Origin of the sequence: Ferrimonas sp., assembly GCF_048263965.1 — a bacterium.
Lineage (GTDB): Bacteria > Pseudomonadota > Gammaproteobacteria > Enterobacterales > Shewanellaceae > Ferrimonas.
The window spans coordinates 82,260-100,946 of record NZ_JBLXDO010000003.1 but is presented as its reverse complement, the minus strand read 5'-3'; the positions used below and the strand labels follow the sequence as shown (position 1 = coordinate 100,946).

Genomic DNA, 18,687 nt, shown 5'->3' with positions numbered 1-18,687 from the left:
TTTTGCTGGGGGATCAGAAGCTGGTGCGCTTGTAGCGGCGGTATTCCGGCTGCCAGAACATCCCCTCAATCTTGTCCTTGAGGTCGACGTTCTTCATCAGTTTGGCGACGCCATCGCGCATGGCCGCCTGGGCCACGGCAAAGGCGATCTGCTTGCTGACCTCCTGGATCTCCTCCAGGGGGGGCAGCAGGGCACCCTCTCCGTCGTTGGCCAGGGGGGAGCACTCCGCCAGGGCACGGCTGGAGGCCATCAGCATGTTGTCGGTGACCCTCTCCGCCTTGCAGGCCAGCACGCCCAGCCCGACACCGGGGAAGATGTAGCTGTTGTTGCATTGGGCGATGGGGTAGCTGGCGTCATCCAGGATCACCGGATCGAAGGGACTGCCGGTGGCCACCAGGGCCTGACCCTCGGTCCACCGCAATATGTCTTCCGGCATCGCCTCCACCCGGCGGGTGGGGTTGGACAGGGGGAAGACGATGGGGCGGGGGCAGTGCTTGTGCATGGTGCGGATCACCTCTTCGGTGAACAGCCCCGGGGCACCGCTGACGCCGATGAGGATGGTGGGCCTGGCGTGCTCCATCACCTGCAGCAGGGAGACGCCGCTGCCCTCTTCGCTCCAGCCCTGGGTCTTCTCCAGGCTCTGGGTCAGCTTCTGCTGGAAAGGCAGCAGATTGGGCATCCCCTCCTGCAGCAGGCCCCAGCGGTCCACCATATGCACCCGTGCCCGGGCTTCAGCATCCTCCAGGCCCTCGGAGACCATCTGAGCGATGATCGCTTCAGCGATGCCGCAACCGGCAGAGCCAGCGCCGAGGAAGGTGACGGTCTGCTCTTTGAGCTGGGTACCGGCTGCCTTACAGGCGGCCAGCAGCGAGCCGACGGTGACCGCGGCGGTGCCCTGGATGTCGTCGTTGAAGCAGCAGAGCCGGTCTTTGTATCGTTCCAGCAGGGGCATGGCGTTCTTCTGGGCAAAGTCTTCGAACTGCACCAGGGCGTCGGGCCAGCGTCGTTGCACGGCGCTGAGCACCTCCTCGACGAAGGCGTCGTACTCCTCGCCGGAGATGCGCTTGTTGCGCCAGCCCATGTAGATGGGGTCATTGAGCCGCTGCGGATTGTCGGTGCCGACGTCCAGCACTATGGGCAGGGTGTAGGCGGGACTGATGCCGCCACAGGCGGTGTAGAGGGAGAGTTTGCCGATGGGGATCCCCATGCCGCCAATGCCTTGATCCCCCAGACCCAGAATCCGCTCACCATCGGTGATCACAATCACCCGGACATTGTGGCGGGTGGCGTTGTTGAGGATATCGTCGATCTTGTCCCGGTTTGGGTAGCTGAGCATCAGGCCCCGGGCGCGGCGATAGATGTTGGAGAACTGCTCGCAGGCCTCGCCGACGGTGGGGGTGTAGATGATGGGCATCATCTCACTGATGTGATTGTTCACCAGACGATAGAACAGGGTCTCGTTGGTGTCCTGAATGTTTCTCAGGTAGACGTGCTTGTCCATGTTGTTGGTGAAGTGCTGGAACTGCTGGTAAGCCCGCTCTGCCTGTTCCTCGATGGTTTCGATGGCGTGGGGCAGCAGGCCGTTGAGGTTGAAGGCTTCCCGCTCCTCCTCACTGAAGGCGGAGCCTTTGTTCAGCAGGGAGGTCTCCAGTAGCACGGGACCGGCATAGGGGATATATAGGGGGCGTTTATTGTCTTCCATCGGCATGATTTTGTTTGTTGTTTTAGACCTTGCATAGTGTACCTCAATTGACGGCCCGCCGTGACCCAGATCACTGCTTATGGGGAAATAAGTTTTGCGCCACAAAAAAGGGGCTCAATTGAGCCCCTGATGAGTGCCGTATTCAAGCCTCAGAGCGCCAGCAGCAATCCGCCGGAAGCCAGTCCGGAGAAGATCATGGTGAGTTTGGCGGTGCGGCCCAGCAGCGGGTTGAGGGCGGCGCCCTCGGTGCTGGCAAACTCCATGGCCAGGGCCTTGGCCATGGGGATGGAGGCGGCACAGGCGGCCACAGTGGCGCCGGGCAGCATCCCCATCAACCAGCCCAGGGTTACCATCAGGTAGGGGGCGGCGATCAGCATCTGGTAGAGCAGTTGGGAGCGCTCCAGACCCAGGCGTACCGCCAGGGTGTTCTTGCCCGCCTTGATGTCCGTGGTGCGATCCCGGGTGTTGTTCACCAGCATGATGGCGGCGTTGAGCAGGCCCACGGCACTGGCCAGCAGCCAGGCACTGGCGTCCGTGGTGCCGGTCTGGATGAAGTAGCAGCCGACGACGGCCACCAGTCCGAAGTAGACGTAGGCGGCGATCTCGCCCAGGCCATGGGAGGCCAGGGGATAGGGGCCGCCGGAGTAGCACAGGGCGCCGGCCAGGGCGAACAGTGCCAGGAAGGCGATGGGCCAGCCCCCCACAAAGATCAGGTATTGGCCAATCAGGGTGGCAATGGTGAGGGAGAGGATCATGCCATTGCGCACGGCGCTGGCAGAGAGCAGGCCCTGCTGGGTGACTCGGGTGGGACCCAGGCGCTCATCGGTGTCCACGCCGGATTTGAAATCGAAGTAGTCGTTGGCCAGGTTAACCCCAATCTGCAGCAGCACGGCGCAGACCATGGAGGCAAAGGCAACCAGGGCGGAAAAGTCCTGATGATAGAAAGCCAGCACATTGCCCACCAGAATGGGCCCGATGGCCGCGGGTAGGGTGCGGGGGCGAATCGCCATCATCCAGTAACTCAGTTTCATAGGGGCTCTTGATTTGGTTATGACCGCATTATTGTACCTCTAAAGCGAGGAGATTCATCGTCTTCAGCAGGGCGGTGTGATCCCGGTAGAGAATCCAGTATCGGAGCCGGTTTTACCCTGGCAATTGTACAAGGATTAACCCATTGTTTTAAAAAGGGGTTACACCAATTTGTCAGGAGGACAGGGATGAAGGATACGGGCTCAATTCGCTTTGATGATCAGGTGGTTGCCATCAGTGGCGCCGGTCGTGGGCTGGGACGCGCCTTCTCTCTGGCATTGGCTGAGCGTGGTGCCAAGCTGCTGCTGCTGGATAACGGCTGTGACAGCCGGGGACAGGGCAGCGACCCGACCCTGGTGCATGAGGTGGCGACCCTGATTCGGGACCTGGATGGCGAAGCCCTGCCGATGTGTGTGGATGTCACCGACCATCAGGCGCTCTCCGGTGCGCTTGCCGCTGGCATTGACCACTTTGGTCGCATTAATTCTGTGGTGGCCTGTGCCGGCATCCTCATTCCCCAACAGGCGCCCTGCGACCTGGAGGAGTACCGGCGGATGATGGAGGTGAACCACTTTGGCACGGTGAACCTGGTGCACGCGGCCATGGAACAGCTTATGGCCAACAAGGGACACATCGTGGTGTGCAGCGGCTTTTCCGGCCTCTATGGCGATCGGGACCTGGGCGGCTACGGCGCCAGCATGATGGCCAATCGTGGTTTCATGCTGTCGGTGGCCCAGAGGATGGATGAGGTGGGGATCCGCTGCAACGCCCTGTGTCCATCGGCCTCCACCCGGATGGTGGAGAAACTGTTTACCACCGACCAGCATCAGAAGTTGCAGATCAGCGCCGTGGTCCCAGCCCTGCTCTATCTGTTGTCGCGGGATGCCCCAAACGGGGCGACACTGACGGCGGCAGCGGGGCAGTTTACCCTGGCCAGAACCGTGGAAACACACGGCATCCGGCTGAAGCCGGAGAATCTGCGACCGGAAGAGTTATGCCTGGCCTGGGACGAGCTGGACTCGGAATCTGTGGTTACCCCCTACCCCTCCTTTAGAGAGAGGGTCAGGCGCCTGTTTCAGCGTTGACCCTGAGTCGCGCCCTTGGGTACCCTGTGGCCTTTGTCACTGAAATTGGGACCCATCAATGTCCAATTCTCTCGATACCCTGCTTCAGGTGATGGACCTGGAGCAGTTGGAAGAGGGGCTGTACCGGGGCCAGAGCGAAGATCTGGGCTTCGGTCACCTGTTTGGCGGGCAGGTGCTCGGCCAGGCACTGGCGGCGGCCACCCGCACCGTAGATTCGGCCCGGGAGATTCACTCTTTCCACTCCTACTTCCTGCGTGCCGGAGACCTCAGCCGTCCGGTGATCTACGAAGTGGAGAATATGCGCGACGGCGGTTCTATCAGCACCCGACGGGTCAGCGCCATTCAGCATGGCCGCCCCATTTTCCACCTGACCGGTTCCTTCCACCACCTGGAGCCGGGTTTCGATCACCAGGCCCAGATGCCCCAGGTGCCGGGGCCCGAGACCTTGCCCAACCAGTTTCAGCTGGCTGAGGGAATGCGCGGCAAGGTGCCGGATGCGGTGTTGGATATCTATCTGAACAACACCTCCATAGAGATCCGCCCGGTGGATCCCATCAACCCGTTGAAGCCGACCCCAAGAGAACCGGTCCGTCATATGTGGATGCGGGCCAACGGTACCCTGCCAGCGGCACCGGTGTTGCACAGTCACCTGCTGGCTTACGCCTCGGATCTCAATTTCCTGGTGACCGCTGCCCAGCCCCACGGCGTCTCTTTCCTGACACCGGGCATCAAGATGGCCACCATAGATCACTCCATGTGGTTCCATCGCCCGGTGGCGTTTGACCAGTGGCTGCTCTACACCGTGGACTCCCCCAACGCCATCAATTCCCGGGGACTGGTACGGGGACAGATCTTTAATCAGGCCGGGGAGTTAGTGGCTTCCACTGCCCAGGAAGGGCTGCTTAGGCAGAAATCACGATAGTGTGAGTTATCTCACCAAAAAAGCGCGCCTTAATGGCGCGCTTTTTGATAGAGTTTGTCGTTCCGCGAAAGCGGAATCCCGGATGAAGGTAATAGGAGAGAGACGCTCTGCGTCCGCCGAAGAAGTAAATCTTTCAGGCGTCGGCTTGGCCGGCATGGACTGTTACTGGACGGGCCTCTGGAGAGTTCCATTGACTTGGACGCCGAAGGCGCAAGCCCCGCGCTCCCTTGGGAGACGGTGGTCAAACGCTCAGGCAAAAGGACAGGGTGCAAGATAGACGCTTTACCTCCTTTCTCAGGACGGATCATCGATCCGTTTCTCAAGCATGGTTCTCCTCTGTGTATTTTAGTTGTCGCACTGAGGAAGACATCAAATGAACGAACTACATACTGCCCTTTCCACCCTCAGCAGCTGGGTGTGGGGTCCACCGCTATTGATCCTGTTGGTGGGGACCGGGGTTTACTTCACCGTGAAGCTCAAACTGATGCAGGTCCGTCGCCTGCCCATGGCCATAGGCCTGATGCTCAAGCCCAGGGATGCCCAGGGCGACATCAGTTCCTTCTCCGCCTTGTGCACCGCTCTGGCCGCCACCATAGGTACGGGTAACATCGTCGGGGTGGCGACCGCCATCAAGCTGGGCGGTCCAGGTGCCCTGTTCTGGATGTGGATGGCTGGCTTTGCCGGCATGGCCACCAAGTACGCCGAGTGCATGCTGGCGGTAAAATATCGCCGCCAAGATGAGCGCGGCCAGCAGGTGGGCGGCCCCATGTACTATATCCTGCACGGTACAGGTAAGGCGTGGCTGGCGAAGATGTTTGCCTTCTTTACCCTTGGTGTGGCTTTCTTCGGCATCGGTACCTTCCCCCAGGTGAATGCCATTGTCGATGGCGCCCGCATCGCCTTCTCGGTGCCTGATTGGGTGTCCATGAGTCTGCTGGCGGTGCTGGTGGCCATGGTGACTCTGGGTGGAGTACGCCGAATCGCTGCGGTCGCCACCGCCCTGGTACCCTCCATGGCGCTGTTCTACGTGGTGGCTTGCGTGATGCTGCTGGGCGCCAACTGGCAGGCGGTGCCTGCGGCTGCCGCCCTGGTGGTGGAAGCGGCCTTCACGCCTCAGGCGGCCGGTGGTGGTTTTGCCGGTGCCACGGTGATGATGGCCATCCAGTTCGGTATCGCCCGTGGGGTGTTCTCCAATGAATCCGGCTTGGGCAGTGCGCCCATGGCGGCGGCAGCGGCGCGCACCAACTCTCCGGTGGAGCAGGGGCTGGTGTCCATGACGGGGACCTTTTTCGATACCATCATCATCTGTACCCTGACCGGACTGGCCCTGGTGGTGACCGGCGCCTGGCAGGGGGAGCTGGCCGGGGCCGCCATGACGTCATCCGCCTTCACCTCAGGCCTGTCGGCCACAGTGGGGCAGCAGGTGATCACCCTGGCCCTGCTGTTCTTTGCCTTTACCACTATCCTGGGCTGGAACTACTACGGCGAGCGTGCCGTACTCTTCCTCTGGGGTGAGCGGGCTCGTCTGCCTTATCGCTGGGCCTTCGTCGCCCTGGTGGCCGTGGGCGGCCTGCTGCAACTGGATATGATCTGGTTGCTGGCGGACGTGGTGAATGGCCTGATGGCGGTGCCTAACCTCATCGCTCTGCTGTTGCTGCGCAAAGAGGTGGTGGGCGACACCCTGGCCTACTTCGAGGCTCGCAAACCGATGGCGGTACAACCCCAGGTGGGCTAAATGGCCTAGACAACCTGGATTTGATATAAAGGCTCCTGAACCAAGGAGCCTTTTTTATGTTGAGAATCCTCAGTATCTTGCTGTTTTCCCTAACCCTAAGCGGCTGTGTCACCGTTGGAGACACCGAATCTGAACTGGTGACTGTGACCGGCGTGGCTGGCGCAGAAGGGGTGTCCCTGCTGCCCAAGGGCGCCGAACTTACCGTGGCGATCATCGACGCCAAGGTGCGGGGGGCCATTCTTGCTCAGAAGCATTTTACCGTGGCCAAACTGCCCGTATTGTTTAAGTTCCAGCTGCCCCGCGAGGCGATACACGAGGATGCGGATTACCTGGTGGTGGCCATGGTGAAGTTGGAGGACCGGTTGTTGCTGCAAAGTTACGAGCGATTCCCGGTGATCAATAACGGCGAGAATGTGGTAACCGTTTCCATGGAAAGGCCGAGGTGATTTGAGTCAAACCCTTCATTTGGAATGAAACTTATTATCCGCAAGATTTGCACCAGGGCGCCTCACGGCGCCCTTTTTGTTGGCTGTGCGTGATGATTGTCGCTTTTCAGATTCGCTGAAAGGTGATAGGGCGCAAATAGCTGGTCAAACCATGTTGTAGATCAAAAAATGACTACCCCTTAATTGGTACAGTCCGTCGCAACTTGTTGGAAAAACGTTTTAATTTGGTTTCCGACTATTCATGGAGTGAAACATAATGATGAAGCAAACCCTGATCTCTGCCCTGGTTCTGGCCTCCCTCTCTGCCCCCGCTTTTGCCGCTCGTGAGGCGGGCGATTTTATCGTTCGTGCCGGTTGGGCGCAGGTGTCTCCAGACGAGTCCTCTGAGGATGTCGCCGGTAACGGTGAGTTTTCCGTCGACTCTAACAGCCAGTTGGGCCTGAACTTTACCTACATGCTGACCGACGCCTGGGCGGTGGAAGTATTGGCCGCCACCCCCTTCAAGCACGACGTGGGTCTGCCCGGTATCGGTAATATCGCCGAAGTGACTCACCTGCCACCGACTGTGATGGCCCAGTACTACTTTGGCAGCGACAAGATTCGTCCCTACATCGGTGCCGGCATCAACTACACCTACTTCTGGGATGAGGAGTTCACAAACGACCTGGACGGCGCCCTGACCGATCTGGAACTGTCCGACTCCTGGGGCCTGGCGGCTCAGGTGGGCATCGATTATGAGCTGAACGACAACTGGTTGATCAACGCCTCCATCTGGTATCTCGACATTCAGACTGATGTCGATTTCAAACTGGGTGGCGATTCCGTCAGCATCGAAACCGACATTGACCCCTGGGTCTACATGGTGTCCGTGGGTTACAAGTTCTGATTTGCTAGCGCCAAAGCAGAAAAAACGCCGGCTTATGCCGGCGTTTGTCATTCTGGCGTCCCTTCAGCGGTACTTGCGCTTGTTGTAGATAAACTCCGGCAGCAGCCGGCCAATCCAGGAGACGATGCGCCAACGCCGGGTGACGTAGCTGGTGGCTTTGGCCTTCTTGAGATTCGCCAGAATCTGGCGGGAGACGACCTCCAGGGGGGCACCCCAGGCCTTGCTGCCCCGGGCCTGCATCTTGTCGATGTAACCCAGGCGCAGGTCACTGATGGTGATGGGCAGTTTCAGGCGCTGGGCGTGGAGTCTCAGCCCCTGCAGGTAGTTTTGCTGAAACGCCTTGCTGGCGTGGAAGGCACTGCTGGCACCGCCGCGCTCCCCGGCGATGGAGGTGATGGCCGCCAACTGACCATATTTCTGATCCCTGAACAGGGCAAAGGCGCCGTTGGCCAGTGCGGTGAAGCCGGTAACATTCACATCCAATACCATCTTGTCTGCCTCCCAGGGCAGCTCCAGCTCCTGGTGGTTGGCAGCGGTATTGATGATCACCAGTTGAGCCCCCTCCAACTGCTGCCACAGGTCGTTCAGCGCCTGACGGCACTGAGTGGGATCGAAAATATCGATCTCGCTGCACAGGGTGTTGTCGGGCAGCTGTTGCAGCAGAGAGTCCAGGGCGGAGAGGTTCGCGGCCATCAGGCCTAGACGGATCCCCTCGGCGGCCAGCTGTTGGGCCAGGGTTTGGCTCAGACCCGCGTTGGCGCCGATGATAATGGCAGAGAGTTGGCTCATGATGTCTTCATAATGTGTCTGGTAGCGGGATCATAGCAGTTCCGGCTGTAAATATCTGTTCCCAAAGTGTTAACACCATCCACGTCCTACCGGAGAGAACCGGGTCAGGATCACGTCCGTGGTTAACTTGGAGCTCTGGAGTTGTAGCCGTCTAGATGTCCTGTTATAAATGGAACTCTAGGAGGTTGTTTATGCCAGTAAGAATACCCAGTCAGTTGCCGGCGTCGGAGATCCTGCGCAGCGAGAACATTTTTGTTATGTCCGAGGAGCGGGCGGCGTCTCAGGACATCCGTCCTTTGCGCTTGCTGATCCTTAATCTGATGCCCAATAAGATCGAGACCGAGACGCAGTTGCTGAGGTTATTGGGTAACTCGCCGCTCCAGGTCAACGTGGAGCTGCTGAGAATTCACCGCAAAGCCTCCAAGCACACGCCCAGCGACCATATGGATGCTTTCTACCGGGATTTCGAACAGGTGAAGGGCAACAACTACGATGGCCTGATCATCACCGGGGCGCCCCTGGGTAACTTCGAGTTTGAGGAGGTCACCTACTGGCCGGAGATCTGTGACATCATCAACTGGTCGCAAAAGCATGCCACCTCGGTGCTGTTCCTCTGCTGGGCCGCCCATGCCGCGCTCTACCACCTCTACGGGGTGAAGCGCTACCTGAGAGACGATAAGATCTCAGGGGTGTTCCGTCATCGCCGCGCCCATGGTCATATTCCTCTACTGAGAGGGTTTGATGATGAGTTCTGGGTGCCCCATTCACGCTTTGCTCAGGTCAGCCTGGATCGGCTGAAAGCCCACTCGGAGCTTCAGGTACTGGCTGAGTCAGACGAGGCCGGGGCCTACCTGGTGACCAGCAGGGACAATCGCAACCTGTTCGTGACCGGCCATCCGGAATACACCCGTACCACCTTGCAGGATGAATACCGTCGCGACCTGGCGGCGGGTGCCGAACCAGCATTGCCGAAAAATTACTATCCCAAGGACGACCCGACGCTGCCTCCCCATGCGCGCTGGCATGCCCATGGTGCCCTGCTGTTCTCCAACTGGCTCAACTACTGCGTCTACCAGCAGACCCCTTATGATCTGAACGATCTTTCGGGTGAATAATGCGCAAGCTGATGAAATATGGCGCTAAATTGAGATAAGTCGGAAAAAAGTTTCCGCCCTACCACGTGGTAAAGCTATTTAGCAACAAGTAAAATGTGACCTAAGCTTGATTTACTCAAACCAACTACAGGATGTAGGTCACATGAGACGAGAGCGTCATATCGTCAACGAAGAGGTTGTGGTTCCTCAGGGAGAGGAGCTGGTTTCCACTACAGATCTGCGTGGCATCATTACCTACGCAAATCCCGCCTTTATCGAGATCAGCGGCTTCGATGAGTCTGAGCTGATCGGTCACAATCATAATCTGGTGCGTCACCCTGAGATGCCCAAGGCTGCCTTCAAGGAGCTTTGGGATGCATTGAAAGATCAGAAACCCTGGCGTGGCATAGTGAAGAACCGCACCAAGGATGGGCGATATTACTGGGTGGATGCCTTTGTTACCCCCATCTTCGAGCATGGTCAGGTGGTGGGGTACCAGTCGGTCAGGCGGGCCACCACACCAGAGCTGAAGGAGCGGGCCAGTGAGGTCTATTTGAGGCTGAATCAGGGGCGGCCAGTGAGCCGAACCCTGACTCTGGTTCGCCGCCGCTGGTTGTCCGGAGTCATTCTGGCGCTGGGTTTCGCCGCCGTAGGGTGGTTGTTCCAGCCCTGGCTGGTGCTGTGTGGCCTGGCCATGGTCGCCGCCATGCTGATGCTGTTCTTCGATGAGGCGTTTCGGGTACCGGCGATGCTGATGAAGCTGCAGCAGGAGTACGACAGCGTCAGCCGTTATGTATTTTCTGGTCATGGCAGCAGCAGCATTCTTGAGTTTCAGTTGCAGATGTCCCAGGCAAGGATGACCGGCGTGCTGGGGCGAACCCGGGACGCGTCGCAGCACCTGGATGCCATGTCCTCTACCCTGGTGGGGCTCAGTGAACAGGCTAAGCAGGGAGTGCGTCAGGAGAATGCCCGCCTGGATCAGATCGCCACGGCCGTCGAGGAGCTCAATGTTTCCGTGGGCGAGATCGCCAACTGCGCCGAGGAATCGGCCCACAGCACACTGCAATCCAGAGAGTCCTGTCACGGGGCCCAAAGGGATATGCTGGGCAGTCGTGATCAGATTCGTACCCTGGCCCAGGAGGTCAAGGCGGCGGCAGAGCACGCCGGAGAGCTTCACGGGGAAGCGGATAAGGTGGCCCTGGCGATGAAGGAGATCGATGGCATTGCCGAGCAGACCAACCTGCTGGCACTCAATGCCGCCATCGAGGCTGCCCGGGCCGGAGAGCAGGGGCGGGGGTTTGCCGTGGTGGCCGATGAGGTGCGTGCACTGTCCAATCGAACTCAACAGGCAACCACGGAGATCCAGAACAGCATTGAAGGGATGCATCATACGCTGAAGCTCTGGGTCGAGAAGATGGAGCACAATCATCAGCTGGCGGATGCCTGTGCCGTTGCCGCGCAAACCAGCGCCAGCGAGATTGAGCAGATCAACCGTCAGATTGAACTGGCCCACGATATGGCCGGGCAGACGGCGACCGCTGCGGTGCAGCAGAGGCAGGCTGTGAATGAGATCGCCGGCAGTCTGGCGGAGATTCAGGAGCTGACTCAAGGCAACCTGGCCTCCACTCAGGAGGTGGAGCAGTGCAGCAGCGAACTGCAGCAGCAGGTGGGCCTCATCGGTTCACTGCATCTGAGCTTCGCCAGTCGACACTGAAACTGCAGCGGCGCCGTTTGGCGCCGCTGCGGGTTTACTCGCCGTGAATCATCTGGCTTAGTGCCTGCATCTGGCTTTCCACCAGCTCCCTGAGTCTATTTTCCTTAAGATTACCCTGCTCATCAAAGGCCAGGTGTGCTTCGCTCACCATCACTTCAGGCCTGTTCAATACCCAAGCGTTGAGAAACACCATCACCTGACGAAGATGATACTGGCACCGACAGGTTCCCATTCTTCCGGGGCTTGCGCCCATGATGGCCACTGGTTTGTTATTGAACCCGTGGGGAGAGTATCTCGACAGCCAGTCGATGGCGTTCTTCAGTACCCCGGGGATGGAGTAGTTGTATTCCGGGGTTACCAGCAGTATTGCATCGGAGTCCATCAGTTGCCTGTGCAGTGCCTCCACCGGTTCGGGAAACCCCATCTGTTGCAGGTCCTGGCTGTAGAGGGGGATGGCGCAGATCTTTCCCTCCTGCACGTCGACCCCTTTGGGCGTCAGAGCCATAGCCTGATGCATCAGCTTTCGGTTCAGTGATTCCTGCCTCAGGCTGCCACACAGGGCCAGTACCTTGAGAGATTTCATAGTGCGCTCCTCATAGGCCATTTCAATCAGTGTAGACCCATGGGATTCTGCGTTGGATCACGGTGGTTATTTTTATATTAGGAAATACTAAAACTAATTGTTACTCTGAGATCAGTTTCTGGTGCAACGCGCCCTCAGGTAAGGACTTTGTATGAAGACCCAGGACCTTAAAACCCTGGTGTTGTCAGTGGAGCTGGGCAGCATCTCTAAAGCTGCGGCCTCCTTGAACATCACCCACTCGGCCGCCTCTCAGAGGATCAAGGCGCTGGAGGAGCGCTGTGGTGCAGTGCTGCTGAATCGACAGCTGACTCCCATCAGGCCGACCCTTTCAGGGGAGTTGGTTCTGGATCATGGACGGCGGCTGCTGGAGATGGAGCGTCAGCTGTTTTCCCGGTTGCAACAAAGTGGCAGCGATGCTCTGAGGCTTTGTTGTACACCGGCATTCGGTGCCAGCTACTTTCCTGTCGCATTGAGCGAATTTAATCGTGAGAAGAAGCACTCGGTAGAGTTTGACTACCTTGCCAGCGATCAGGTGATTGCTGCCATCAATGAAGGGCGCTACGACATCGCCATCACCGAACACATTCAACCCCTGAGTCTGAGCAACTGCTGGCGTCACCCTTTGCCACCGGACAAGGTGATCTTTGTGGCCAACCCGACCCTGCTCAGCAGTATTGATGAGCAGAGCCTGGAAGCTTTGATGGATCACACCCTCTATGTGGCCAAACCCGGCTGTTGTTCCCGGGATCTGCTGGTACAGAACCTTGCCAACAAGAAGCTGGAGCTGGAGGATTTCAGCTATCAGGTATCCTGCGGGGATCTGCACCTGATGGTTGAGGCGCTGCTGCGGGGAGAGGGGATAGGCTTTATCTCCGCCGCCCTGATCAGGCCCCACCTGGCCAGTGGTGATCTGGTGGCCTTTGAGCTCGATGGCTTCGACCATCTGTGTCACCGTAGCCTGCTGGCTTCCTGGGAGAGTCAGGGGCAGCCCTGGTTCCGCCCCCTGGTGACCAGCATCGAGCACGCCTTTATTCACTAGTTTCATCTCAGAAGGTTTCGTCTCAGAAGCCTTCCCATTAGCCGTTTGTGTCGGCTGCACTCGAGGACCCTGGGGTCCTCTTTTTTTGCTGAAATTCAGGTAGCAAGGTCAGCCGAGGCTGGACTGGTGGGCGGCGATCAACTCTGACATTCGCGCTGTTGCCCGCTGTTGGGCCTGTTCCAGGGACTCCTGCTCCTGCACGGTTTCCACCACCTCGTAGTAACACTTGATCTTGGGCTCTGTGCCCGAGGGGCGCACTACGACCCGGTCGCCACTGGCCAACTGGTAGATCAGTACGTCGCTGCCGGGCAGGTTGACCGCCTCCTGGCGGCCGTCGCTGTACTGAATGGTGGCGCGCTTCAAGTCGGTGGTGGCAGTGATGGGTTCGCCGGCAATCTGCTGAGGGGGGGCGGCCCTAAGTGCATCGCCTATGGCAGGTGCGCCCGGGGACAGGGCAATGCTGTGCTGGGCATTGAGATGAAGGCCATGTTGTCGATAGAGCGATTCCAGCCTGTCCCACAGGGTCAGCCCCTTACTGGCCAGTTCGGCGGTCAACTGAGCAAAGGCGACCAGGGCAGAGAGGCCATCCTTATCCCACACCAGGTTGCCAACGGTGTAGCCCAGGGCTTCTTCGTAGGCGAACAGGAAGCGGCGTTCGTCTGACTGTTTCTCCATGGCCACATTGGTGAGCCACTTGAACCCGGTCAGGGTCTGGTAGTAGTGGGCCCCGGCACTGTGGGCAATACGCTGAAGCAACGAGGAGGAGACCACGGTTGTGCCTACCAGCGATTGCGAGGGCGTGGTGCGACTGAGCAGGTAGTGACCCAGCAGCACCCCCACCTGATCACCGGTGAGCATCTGGTAGTGGCCGTCTTCAGTGCGCGCCGCCACCGCCAGTCGATCCGCATCGGGATCGTTGGCCACCGCCAGGGTGGCCTGATATTTGGCGGCTTCGGCGATCACCAAATCCATGGCGCCCGGCTCCTCCGGGTTGGGGAAGTGTACCGTGGGAAAGCGGCCGTCAGGTTCCCGCTGGGCAGCCACGCTGTAGACCTGATGAAAGCCTGCATCCTTGAGTAAGGCCTCTGCCATCTCTGCGCCCACACCGTGCATGGCGGTGTACGCCAGGCTGATGGCTTCCGGGGTGGTGTGATTGGATAGCAGAGGGCTGCGGCCCAGGGCCTGGCGATAGTCCTGATAGAAGGTGGAGTCCAGCATGGTCAGCAGGCCGCTCTCTTGGGCCAGGTCCAATGCCATCATCGACAGCTCGGAGCGAGCCGCAGCGTCTATCTGACTGGCGATGCCTTTGTCATGAGGAGGGATAATTTGAGCGCCATTGCCCCAGTAGACCTTAAAACCGTTGTACTGCGGCGGGTTGTGGCTGGCAGTGACCACCACGCCGGCGGCGGCATTCAGGTGCCTGACCCCAAAGGCGACTAGGGGAGTGGGGGCGACCCGGACGGTGAGGTAGACAGGAATACCGTGCGCAGTAAGTACCGCTGCGGTGTCCTCGGCAAACTGACGGGAGTCGGGGCGGCCATCGTAACCTATGACCACCCCGCGACTGTGGGCATTGACCTGTTGGGCAAGCAGATATTGAGCCAGACCGGTGGCGGTTTCCTGGATCACCAGCCGGTTCATCCGGTTGGGACCTGCGCCGACAACGCCCCGAAGGCCGGCTGTGCCAAATGCGAGGCGACCGGAGAATCGCTGCTCGAGCTCTTTCTGGTCGTTGCACTCCAGCAGTCGCTGAAGTTCGCTGCGGGTCTCGGGGTCAGGGTCTCGTCGTAACCAGCGATGGATCTCCGAGGTCATGGGGCGACTCCTTGTTTGCTATCACTTTCATTAATGAGAATTATTATCACCAGACTCCTGGTTGTCCAGAGAGAATCTGTGCCTTTTTAGCGATTGCTCAGCCGAGACAGGCAGGCACAAAAAAGGCCCGCCAAACGGCGGGCCAACCTTGGTCCCGGGAGGAGCCCCGGGTTACGCCCCTAGGTTACTTCTTCTTCTTAGCTTTCATGGGGTCCTGGTCATAGCCCAGGGCTTCCCAATCCAGACGGCCCTTCTTGCTGTGGCAGGCGCTGCACTTCAGAGCTTCGGTCTTTGGAGAAACCATGTGGTTGATACGCCACCACATCTCGGTTTCGGCAAACCCTTTCTGGCCACTGTAGGTCAGCCCCTTGGCCTGCATGGACGGATGGGTATTCATGCCTGCGGTGGCGGACTTGTCCCAGTCGAAGGTCTTCCAGTAGCCGTCCTTGCCAAACACCTTGGTAGGAACAAATACCATGTGCTTGGCATCGTACAGCTGCTTGCCACGGTGCACCTTGAAGGGGTAAATCTTGGACTCGCCGTCATCTTTGGTGCCGGCAGGCTTGCTCAGAGGGGTCACCTTGGCCGGGTCCATCTTGTCGCCAAACAGGTAGGCGTCAGCAGTACCGTTGTACCAGGCGTACTCGGGCTGAACTTTCTGGCCCCAGACGAAGCTGCCCTTCTTCTTCATGTAGTCCTTGCGGCCCCACTGGTTCTTAGTCTCTTCGCGATCCTGGCCCGCTTCAGACCAGTCCCACCACATCTTGGTGGGCTCAACCTTGGCGAACTCAGGGATGTGGCAGGTCTGACAAGCCACCTTCTCAGTGTGGCGGTTAAGTTTGGCGTTTTTATGGACGTCGTTTTCGTGGCAGCTGGTGCACTCCAGGTGATCGGTGGCGCCTGGAGAGACGCTCATCGCCTGGCCTTTGATGGTGTGGGATTCACCCTTGTGGCAGTCCTGGCACTGGAAATCCATGCCGTCGGCATCCATGTGCACATCCAGAGCCTTGTCCGGATAGGCCATGCTGGAGTCCATGTCACCGTGCTTCACGCCGTCGCCGCCGCCGCCAAAGAAGTGGCAGCTGCCGCAATTGTCACGAACCGGGGCACCCACGTTCTGGGAGACTCTCACCAGATCGACGCTCTTGAAGGCGTAGCCACTGAGGTCCTTCTTGTAGGTACCCGTGGTGTCGTGACAGACCAGGCAGTCCACCTTGGTGGCGTCCTGGAAGTCGAACTTGGCGTCTTCATAGCCGTAACCGGCATGACACTTGGTGCAGCGAGGTTCGTTGCTGGAGACGGAAACGCAGTAGTTGTTGATGGCGTTCTTTTTACCCAGTTTCACGGTCTTGCCGTTGACGGTTTGCTCCTTGGCCCAAGTCCAGTGACTGGTCTTCATAAAGGCTTCGGTGTGCTCTTCGTGACACTCGATGCATTGGGCGGTGGCTTCGCTGCCGCTGTTGATGGGGCCGGAGATAAACTCCTTGTGAGGATTCTCCGCATGTGCGCCAACCGGCAACATCAGGCCGGTCAGCAGAGTCGTAATCAGTAATGTGCGCATATCTTTTCCCTGGAGAGGCGGCCGTCCCCTCTGGTGTTGAGGTTGGGCCGCCGAGATGATGAAACTTAGAACTTCACTGTGATGGAGGCATTCACGTCGAATGCGGTGTCCATCGCAGGCAGCATGCTGAATGCCTGGCCAGCCAGAACCTCATCAATGTTCTGTGGAGCGCCTACCGGGGAGCCGGAACCGGTGTACTCGAAGTCGTAGTACAGGGCCGCAAACTTCACGAACATCTTTGGATTGATGTCATGGATGTAGTAACCCTCGTAGGCGTGACCACGGGTCGCCAGCTTGCTGCCGATGGGATCGTCCTGAGCCTGGGTGAAGGGGGTCCAGTACTTGGAGCCGTAGTTGTACTCCAGGCCGAACTTGCCATCGCCGACGGGGATCTGGATACCGGCGTAGATGGAGTAGCCGTCGTGCGCTTCGTTGTCAGTGGTGCCGATGGGGCCAGCCATGGAGCCGTCTTCGTTCATGCCGTACAGTGGATCGTTGTTCAGGCCGCCAAACATGCCGAAGTTGCCGTTGGGGTCGGTGCGGGTCCAGCCCAGAGAGGTGAACCATTTGATGCCGTTGTCCTCTTCACGGACAAAGGTCAGGCCGCTCAGGTAGATCTCACCGATGTTGGTGCTGGGCTGGTAGCGAACCACAGGGGTAACGTTACCCATGCCGTCCTGGCCAAACATCGCCAGCAGCTCGTCGGGCATGGACATGGTGCCCTTGAAACCGTCGGCCACATCCTTGGCGCCAAACAGGATGAACTGCAGGAAGTTGGTGCCATCGTTGAGGATGTCGATGTTGAAGCCACCCAGGTGGACATCGTCTACCGAGGTGTTGCCGAACAGCTCACCGTTGCCCCACTGGGACTCATAGCCCTGGCCGTAACAGAAGCGAACCACCTGGCCCTCCATGCCGGTCAGGTGCTCGGTGTGGTAACCCACGGTGGCGCCGTCGAAGTTGAAGTTCACCAGATGACCTGAGGGGGTGCCGCCACGCAGCTCGTTCTCACGGAAGTTGGTGGGGTAGCCGTAGCTGGAGGGGCGACGGCCGACGGACAGGTAGAACTCGGTGCCGCCGATGTTCTTCCAGTCGAAGTAGGCGCGTTCAACGCGAACGGTGTCGCCATTGGGGTGGCCGCTACTGGTGCCGTCCATGGTGAAGGAGTTCCAGGAGTCAAACACGTTGACTTCGGTGGAGTCACCCCAGTTCTTGAACATGGTCAGGCGGCCGGCGAAGCTGACGTTGTCCCATACCTTGGCCTTGAGGTTGAGGCGCAGGCGGGTGGTGTAGAACACGTCGTTGTCGATGTCCTGGGCGGTGGGCACGAAGCCTGGGCCATTCATGGACATGGGCATTCTGCCCATTGGGGTGGCAACGGTAACGCCTGGGCTCCAGACCACGTCCTGGTAGTGCAGGCTGTGGGCCTTGGTGCGGAAGTCACCGGTGATCAGCACACGGTCGGTGGCGGCATGGCTCTCAGGCTTGTCGACGCGCTCAGACAGGTACTCCAGCTCTTCGGTGACCTCGGCCAGCTGGCGCTTGAGATCGTCGATGGATTTCTCGGTGCTGTCTGCGGCCATCGCCTGGGGCAGAATCAGCGCTTGTGAGACGACTAATGCTACGAGTGTGGGTTTCATCATCATTTCCTTAAGGGCTTGTTGTTGTTTGATTAACCGCAGGTGGCTGGCTGGTCGGAGTCCGCAGCGTGGTCATACAGGAACTGCTGGACATCCTTCAGAGCCTGGTCGGAGAGTCCCTGGAACACTTCGGGCTTGGCCTTGTGCTTGTTGCGCTGGAAGAAGCGGTCCCACTGCGCCATGGTCTTGGACATGGGAGTCAGTTCCATCGCTTCACTGTTCTGGCTGTGGCAGGCCTTGCAGTGTTTCTTATAGAGGTGCTTGCCTTTCTTGGGGTTGCCGCCTTCGGCAGCCGCCAGACCAGCGGAGACAGTAAGCAGCAGAACTGCGGTAAGAGCTTGATAGGAGCGACGTTTCATAAGATACCTCTGAGTGCTTTACTTTTCTTTAGTTACCACTTTATTAGTTGCTGCTAATTTTATGGAGCGAAGAAAAGTTGCAGGGGTATAAGCAAAACTTTCAGCGAGAGAGGATTTTGGTTCAGCTGGCGTTAAGGAGTGATCCGGATCACGACACAATGGTCATTGGCGGCAAAGGTGGCCGGATCCGGTAACGAAATAGCGGGTTTCAGTGTGTGAAAATGTGAAGTGTGAACCTGTTGTTAACCAGGGTGTGCGGGGAAGTGATTTAAGTATCATCGGGTGTTT

16 protein-coding genes and 1 riboswitch are annotated in these 18,687 nt (G+C 58.8%); of the genes, 8 read left to right on the top strand and 8 right to left on the bottom strand.

Annotated features, from left to right (window positions below):
* Nucleotides 1–13: 13 nt before the first annotated feature.
* Together ACN0RV_RS04675 and ACN0RV_RS04670 are read right to left on the bottom strand one after the other, a co-directional pair.
* The gene (locus tag ACN0RV_RS04675) at nucleotides 14–1,702 is read right to left on the bottom strand and encodes an NAD-dependent malic enzyme (protein ID WP_417346025.1); all 1,689 of its coding nucleotides are present in this window, start codon (nucleotides 1,700–1,702) and stop codon (nucleotides 14–16) included.
* Between the two features lie 149 nt (nucleotides 1,703–1,851).
* The gene (locus ACN0RV_RS04670; protein WP_417346284.1) at nucleotides 1,852–2,727 is read right to left on the bottom strand and encodes a 1,4-dihydroxy-2-naphthoate polyprenyltransferase; all 876 of its coding nucleotides are present in this window, start codon (nucleotides 2,725–2,727) and stop codon (nucleotides 1,852–1,854) included.
* Nucleotides 2,728–2,919: 192 nt separating this feature from the next.
* Between ACN0RV_RS04670 and ACN0RV_RS04665 the strand changes: the two genes are divergently transcribed.
* The 5 genes from ACN0RV_RS04665 to ompW all read left to right on the top strand — a co-directional run bounded on the left by ACN0RV_RS04665 (nucleotide 2,920) and on the right by ompW (nucleotide 7,805).
* Entirely contained in the window at nucleotides 2,920–3,816 is an 897-nt protein-coding gene (locus ACN0RV_RS04665) for an SDR family NAD(P)-dependent oxidoreductase (RefSeq protein ID WP_417346023.1), read from the top strand.
* 58 nt (nucleotides 3,817–3,874) lie between these two features.
* Nucleotides 3,875–4,738 (top strand): acyl-CoA thioesterase domain-containing protein, encoded by an 864-nt coding sequence (locus ACN0RV_RS04660; RefSeq protein ID WP_417346021.1) that lies wholly within the window; start codon nucleotides 3,875–3,877, stop codon nucleotides 4,736–4,738.
* Between the two features lie 167 nt (nucleotides 4,739–4,905).
* Nucleotides 4,906–5,013: riboswitch (glycine riboswitch) on the top strand.
* A 98-nt stretch (nucleotides 5,014–5,111) separates the two neighbouring features.
* Entirely contained in the window at nucleotides 5,112–6,473 is a 1,362-nt protein-coding gene (locus tag ACN0RV_RS04655; protein WP_417346020.1) for an alanine/glycine:cation symporter family protein, read from the top strand.
* A 56-nt stretch (nucleotides 6,474–6,529) separates the two neighbouring features.
* The gene (locus tag ACN0RV_RS04650) at nucleotides 6,530–6,919 is read left to right on the top strand and encodes a YbaY family lipoprotein (protein ID WP_417346018.1); all 390 of its coding nucleotides are present in this window, start codon (nucleotides 6,530–6,532) and stop codon (nucleotides 6,917–6,919) included.
* A 256-nt stretch (nucleotides 6,920–7,175) separates the two neighbouring features.
* Nucleotides 7,176–7,805, top strand: a complete 630-nt coding sequence (ompW, locus tag ACN0RV_RS04645) for an outer membrane protein OmpW (protein WP_417346016.1) — start codon at nucleotides 7,176–7,178, stop codon at nucleotides 7,803–7,805.
* 63 nt (nucleotides 7,806–7,868) lie between these two features.
* On the opposite strand, the gene ACN0RV_RS04640 is transcribed toward ompW, so the two are convergent.
* Entirely contained in the window at nucleotides 7,869–8,594 is a 726-nt protein-coding gene (locus ACN0RV_RS04640) for an SDR family NAD(P)-dependent oxidoreductase (RefSeq protein WP_417346014.1), read from the bottom strand.
* Between the two features lie 191 nt (nucleotides 8,595–8,785).
* On the opposite strand from ACN0RV_RS04640, the gene metA reads away from it, so the two are divergent.
* Nucleotides 8,786–9,709 (top strand): homoserine O-succinyltransferase MetA, encoded by a 924-nt coding sequence (metA, locus tag ACN0RV_RS04635; protein WP_417346013.1) that lies wholly within the window; start codon nucleotides 8,786–8,788, stop codon nucleotides 9,707–9,709.
* A 142-nt stretch (nucleotides 9,710–9,851) separates the two neighbouring features.
* Nucleotides 9,852–11,402 (top strand): methyl-accepting chemotaxis protein, encoded by a 1,551-nt coding sequence (locus tag ACN0RV_RS04630; protein ID WP_417346011.1) that lies wholly within the window; start codon nucleotides 9,852–9,854, stop codon nucleotides 11,400–11,402.
* 34 nt (nucleotides 11,403–11,436) lie between these two features.
* Here the strand turns inward: ACN0RV_RS04630 and ACN0RV_RS04625 are convergent, their stop codons facing one another.
* Nucleotides 11,437–11,985 (bottom strand): NADPH-dependent FMN reductase, encoded by a 549-nt coding sequence (locus tag ACN0RV_RS04625; RefSeq protein WP_417346009.1) that lies wholly within the window; start codon nucleotides 11,983–11,985, stop codon nucleotides 11,437–11,439.
* 151 nt (nucleotides 11,986–12,136) lie between these two features.
* On the opposite strand from ACN0RV_RS04625, the gene ACN0RV_RS04620 reads away from it, so the two are divergent.
* Nucleotides 12,137–13,024, top strand: coding sequence for a multiheme cytochrome-associated LysR family transcriptional regulator (locus tag ACN0RV_RS04620; RefSeq protein WP_417346007.1), 888 nt, complete (start codon nucleotides 12,137–12,139; stop codon nucleotides 13,022–13,024).
* A gap of 108 nt (nucleotides 13,025–13,132) precedes the next feature.
* On the opposite strand, the gene ACN0RV_RS04615 is transcribed toward ACN0RV_RS04620, so the two are convergent.
* The 4 genes from ACN0RV_RS04615 to ACN0RV_RS04600 all read right to left on the bottom strand — a co-directional run bounded on the left by ACN0RV_RS04615 (nucleotide 13,133) and on the right by ACN0RV_RS04600 (nucleotide 18,399).
* On the bottom strand, nucleotides 13,133–14,839 hold the full coding sequence (locus ACN0RV_RS04615) for a phospho-sugar mutase (protein WP_417346005.1): 1,707 nt from the start codon (nucleotides 14,837–14,839) through the stop codon (nucleotides 13,133–13,135).
* A gap of 184 nt (nucleotides 14,840–15,023) precedes the next feature.
* On the bottom strand, nucleotides 15,024–16,400 hold the full coding sequence (locus ACN0RV_RS04610) for a tetrathionate reductase family octaheme c-type cytochrome (protein ID WP_417346004.1): 1,377 nt from the start codon (nucleotides 16,398–16,400) through the stop codon (nucleotides 15,024–15,026).
* A gap of 65 nt (nucleotides 16,401–16,465) precedes the next feature.
* The gene (locus tag ACN0RV_RS04605) at nucleotides 16,466–18,043 is read right to left on the bottom strand and encodes a DUF3373 domain-containing protein (RefSeq protein ID WP_417346002.1); all 1,578 of its coding nucleotides are present in this window, start codon (nucleotides 18,041–18,043) and stop codon (nucleotides 16,466–16,468) included.
* A 29-nt stretch (nucleotides 18,044–18,072) separates the two neighbouring features.
* Nucleotides 18,073–18,399, bottom strand: coding sequence for a c-type cytochrome (locus tag ACN0RV_RS04600; protein WP_417346000.1), 327 nt, complete (start codon nucleotides 18,397–18,399; stop codon nucleotides 18,073–18,075).
* Nucleotides 18,400–18,687 lie beyond the last annotated feature (288 nt).

What these genes read in the sequence shown, in the direction of transcription:
- ACN0RV_RS04615 (WP_417346005.1), bottom strand. Translation starts at nt 14,839, where the DNA reads ATGACCTCGGAGATCCATCGCTGGTTACGACGAGACCCTGACCCCGAG.
- ACN0RV_RS04620 (WP_417346007.1), top strand. Translation starts at nt 12,137, where the DNA reads ATGAAGACCCAGGACCTTAAAACCCTGGTGTTGTCAGTGGAGCTGGGC.
- ACN0RV_RS04600 (WP_417346000.1), bottom strand. Translation starts at nt 18,399, where the DNA reads ATGAAACGTCGCTCCTATCAAGCTCTTACCGCAGTTCTGCTGCTTACT.
- ACN0RV_RS04610 (WP_417346004.1), bottom strand. Translation starts at nt 16,400, where the DNA reads ATGCGCACATTACTGATTACGACTCTGCTGACCGGCCTGATGTTGCCG.
- ACN0RV_RS04650 (WP_417346018.1), top strand. Translation starts at nt 6,530, where the DNA reads ATGTTGAGAATCCTCAGTATCTTGCTGTTTTCCCTAACCCTAAGCGGC.
- ACN0RV_RS04605 (WP_417346002.1), bottom strand. Translation starts at nt 18,043, where the DNA reads ATGATGAAACCCACACTCGTAGCATTAGTCGTCTCACAAGCGCTGATT.
- ACN0RV_RS04625 (WP_417346009.1), bottom strand. Translation starts at nt 11,985, where the DNA reads ATGAAATCTCTCAAGGTACTGGCCCTGTGTGGCAGCCTGAGGCAGGAA.
- ACN0RV_RS04665 (WP_417346023.1), top strand. Translation starts at nt 2,920, where the DNA reads ATGAAGGATACGGGCTCAATTCGCTTTGATGATCAGGTGGTTGCCATC.
- ompW (WP_417346016.1), top strand. Translation starts at nt 7,176, where the DNA reads ATGATGAAGCAAACCCTGATCTCTGCCCTGGTTCTGGCCTCCCTCTCT.
- metA (WP_417346013.1), top strand. Translation starts at nt 8,786, where the DNA reads ATGCCAGTAAGAATACCCAGTCAGTTGCCGGCGTCGGAGATCCTGCGC.
- ACN0RV_RS04640 (WP_417346014.1), bottom strand. Translation starts at nt 8,594, where the DNA reads ATGAGCCAACTCTCTGCCATTATCATCGGCGCCAACGCGGGTCTGAGC.
- ACN0RV_RS04660 (WP_417346021.1), top strand. Translation starts at nt 3,875, where the DNA reads ATGTCCAATTCTCTCGATACCCTGCTTCAGGTGATGGACCTGGAGCAG.
- ACN0RV_RS04630 (WP_417346011.1), top strand. Translation starts at nt 9,852, where the DNA reads ATGAGACGAGAGCGTCATATCGTCAACGAAGAGGTTGTGGTTCCTCAG.
- ACN0RV_RS04675 (WP_417346025.1), bottom strand. Translation starts at nt 1,702, where the DNA reads ATGGAAGACAATAAACGCCCCCTATATATCCCCTATGCCGGTCCCGTG.
- ACN0RV_RS04655 (WP_417346020.1), top strand. Translation starts at nt 5,112, where the DNA reads ATGAACGAACTACATACTGCCCTTTCCACCCTCAGCAGCTGGGTGTGG.